The following is a 2,890-nucleotide window of genomic DNA, read 5'->3' on the forward strand; positions in this document are numbered from 1 at the left end:
CCTTTCACCGGAAATCAACTTGGTCTCTCTCATCTCTACACATACATATGTGAACTCCGTTAACCTCGGGCCAAAACATTTGGCCCGGTGGATAACGGAGTTTTTTTATACTTTCTTTTCTATAACACGCTCATTCACATACAGGGTAATTGCCGCCCAAACCAGACCCGACAATAGGCCATACAGGTGTGCGGCATTAGCCATTCTCCCCCAACCCAACCACTCAGTGACAGGCGTATAACCAAGCAGTAGCCAGACCAAGCTAAACTTTAACAATACATTAGGGAAAAAGATGTTTTTATCAAACATCTTCCATAACCAGCAATAACCTACCAAACCATATACCACTCCCGACAAACCACCGAAGAAGTACCCAGTTTCGAGAAGCTGAGCAATATTTGAAATAATGGAAACAAACATCGTCAAGGCAATAAACGAAACGGAACCTTTTTGCATTTCCAGCTGGCCACCAAGCACCCACAACATTAACAGGTTGAAGGTGATGTGCATGACGTTGAAATGGATAAAATCCGGCGTAACCAAGCGCCAGACCTGGCCGCTGATAAGCACATCAAGCATTGCATTCCAGCGCCCACTGACTGAGTTCATATCCAAACCGGAATTAAAGGGATCAACGATCAAAAAAGATCTAAGCAGCGCACCGCCTTTACCAAAGTCGGTTAGAAAAGCAAAAGCCACACTAACAAAGATAAGTGTAAAAATCACAGGAGCTTGGCTTGGTTTAGCCCTCGTGTATGCCACCAGGTCCCTCGGCTTACGAAACACTTCACGACGCCGATGCTGGTCCTGCATTTTATCAAGCTGCTCAGCTAGGCCACTACGATACTGAGGTTCTGTCATGTAGCGTTCAAGCGCACTCAAGACCTGCTCCTCATAGCCTTCATCATCTAGAATCAAAGCTTGTTCACCCTGATTTTCAATGACTCGATGGGCCACGCCCTGAAAATGGAGCCATTGACTAAAGTCCGAAAGATCCAAGTCTAGTGGAATGGGTGGTATGCGACTCATGTCCGGGTAACGTCCACCGACACAAACTTGTCTTTACTCAAGACTCTCTCGCCATCCATTCGGTAAGCCACCAGCTGGCCATATTTCACCGCGCTATAATCCAGGCAAGCAATATTGCATTGAATAGGCTCTGGCTCACCAGACATCCAGTAATGACCCACAAATACGGGCGCCTCTGTTGTTGGGTAGGTCAGTAATTGCTGCTTCTCTATCGCCGACAAAGGACGCTCAGCCATTTCTGGCGGCAGTGGGTCGGGTTGAAAGACAACATCATTGTATATCTGGGGATCATCACTCCAGAACTTTGTGCGAAACATGCTTCTCGCCAAGCCATCTTTGCCTAGAATGGTTTCACCGTTTGGCAGCTCCAATGCGGTACCGCGAGTTAACTTGTCAATAATTCGGCTAGCGAAAGAACCAGAGACCGCAGACTCGTGCAAAAAGTCCATACTAATGCAATGGTCTGGGGAATAAGATTTTAAACGTTCAATCGCTAAACTATCCCAACAAGCATGAACCACTCGGAAGTCTTCTTTTTCAATAAAAAGAGGGATTTCATGAAACCACGATAGAAACTTGTGCCATTCGGAGCGATGAGCATCAAACTGCTCCAAGGTCTCTCGAATAAGTCTGTGATGACGAGCGTTGTGCTCGCGCAAATACTGCATGCCACTACCTTGACGACCCTCTGTGCAGTAACACATTGCATTGTATTCGTGATTGCCCAGGACAATTTCGGCCTGCGATTGGTCGACCATGTCTTTTACAATATGCAGAGCTTCTCGAATTCGAGGGCCTCTATCAACAATATCACCCACAAAAATCACTTTGCGTTGCGGATGACGGTAGCAACCTTGCTTGTTCTCATAACCCATCTTTTTCAACAGACGTTCAAGGGAGTTACCACAACCATGAATATCACCAATCAGGTCATAGCCTTGCTTAACTTTTTTCTTAACAAATGCCATCTATTAACTACTTATCAGGTTATTGGCCCAGCCTAATTTCTCTCTACAGGTTTCATAGAAGTTATGAGAGGTAGGGTGAATCAAACGCACTTTATGTGGTTTTTTACTTATGTATACTGCATCGCCAGGCGCAACAGGGATGTGATGCTGACCATCACAGCTGACCTGCGGGTAAATCTCATTACCTTCACCAATCACAATTTTAATCTCACTTTTACCGTCAACAACGATTGGACGGCTACTGAGCGTATGAGGAAACATTGGAACTAATGAGATTGCATCGAGTTTAGGGTGCAAAAGAGGCCCACCGGCCGACAAAGAGTAAGCTGTTGACCCAGTTGGTGTCGAAACAATCAAACCATCTGAACGCTGACTGTAGACAAACTGACCCTCAATAAACAAGTCAAAACCGATCATACGAGTTGACTTACCCGGGTGAAGAACGATGTCATTCAATGCGGTACCAAAGCCAACCGGCTCGCCATTTCGCTTAACATGAACATCTAGCAGGAAGCGTCTTTCCTGAATATACTGCCCTGAAAGCACTTCTTTTACTTTCGATTCCAACTCAGTTGGTGACACATCAGTCAAAAAACCTAATCGGCCACGGTTTACTCCTAACAAAGGAACATTTGATTTAGCTAACTCTCGAGCAGCCCCCAACAAACTTCCATCACCACCCACTACGATCACCAGATCACACATTTCCCCCATCATTTTGACACTGGAAACCTGCAAACCATGCCCGGGAATTAAAGCACCGATATTTTCTTCAATGATTAGATAATAACCTTCATTAACCAGAAATTTTCTTAAACGACGCATCGTTTCTATGACCTGGGCACTGCCCATACGACCAATCAAACCGATATTACGAAAATGATCCATACCTT

At 45.3% G+C, this 2,890-nt stretch carries 3 protein-coding genes; all 3 read right to left on the reverse strand.

Annotated elements, in window-relative coordinates:
* Window positions 1–105: 105 nt before the first annotated feature.
* Genes A3761_RS10485 through A3761_RS10495 form a run of 3 tightly spaced genes read right to left on the reverse strand, consistent with a single transcriptional unit; the run spans window position 106 to window position 2,885 of the window.
* Window positions 106–1,029: a rhomboid family intramembrane serine protease gene (locus tag A3761_RS10485; RefSeq protein ID WP_068506814.1), complete on the reverse strand. Its 924-nt coding sequence runs from the start codon at window positions 1,027–1,029 to the stop codon at window positions 106–108.
* Entirely contained in the window at window positions 1,026–1,997 is a 972-nt protein-coding gene (locus A3761_RS10490; protein WP_068506816.1) for a metallophosphoesterase, read from the reverse strand. Before A3761_RS10490 ends, A3761_RS10485 begins: the two co-directional genes overlap by 4 nt.
* A 3-nt stretch (window positions 1,998–2,000) precedes the next feature.
* Window positions 2,001–2,885: an NAD(+) kinase gene (locus A3761_RS10495; RefSeq protein ID WP_068506818.1), complete on the reverse strand. Its 885-nt coding sequence runs from the start codon at window positions 2,883–2,885 to the stop codon at window positions 2,001–2,003.
* Window positions 2,886–2,890 lie beyond the last annotated feature (5 nt).

Source organism: Oleiphilus sp. HI0123 (genome assembly GCF_001635315.1).